The organism is Protofrankia sp. Cr1, assembly GCF_963555865.1.
Lineage (GTDB): Bacteria > Actinomycetota > Actinomycetes > Frankiales > Frankiaceae > Protofrankia.
In genome coordinates, this window is the sequence record NZ_CAUVXO010000445.1 from 1 (window position 1) to 634 (window position 634).

The following is a 634-nucleotide window of genomic DNA, read 5'->3' on the forward strand; positions in this document are numbered from 1 at the left end:
CGGCGTTGGACGCGGCCCATACGGCGCTGGCGGCGCAATGGCAGCCCGACAGGTTGCGCCGCCGTGTGCCCCGGGCCACCGCGGCCGACACGGTCGAACCGGGGCGTCTGGTGGTTGTGGACGGTGATGGCGCGGTTGCTATTGGCCAGCGCGGAGCAGGCTGCGCCGGTTGTGCGGTAGGCGGCATGTCGACTGCTTCTCTCCACCCATTCCATTCCACCCATTTTCGATCATCGTAGCTCGCGGGCCGTTCGTCATCCCGGGGGTGACGCGCGATCTTTCGAGGTTTGTGCGATCAACAAGGCCGTTTCCGGCGTACAAACCTCGAAAGATCGTCGGTGGCCGGTGGCCGGTGGCCGGTGGCCGGTGGCCGGTGGCCGGTGGCCGGTGGCCGGTGGCCGGTGGCCGGTGGCCGGCCAGTCCGCCGCCGGGCCAGGCGCGGTAGGGCCGTGAGCGGTGAGGCCAGCCGGCGAGGCCAGCCAGTAGGGCCCCTGCGGGGCGCGGAGGTTGTCCGAGCACCGGATGTGCCGATTCAGGTGACAGATACCCCGTGTTAGGTGAACACTCATCCGCGGTATGAGTGCAGGTCAGGGGCTTTTTGCCCGAATATGGGGGGCGTTCGTGGATCATGAGC

Annotated in this window: 1 protein-coding gene; it reads right to left on the minus strand. The window is 68.8% G+C overall.

Annotated features, from left to right (window positions below; all coding sequences use genetic code 11):
* Positions 1 to 206, minus strand: a 206-nt coding sequence (locus U9980_RS23320; protein WP_322769898.1) for a hypothetical protein, incomplete at its 3' end; no start/stop codon positions are given.
* Between the last annotated feature and the right edge of the window lie 428 nt (positions 207 to 634).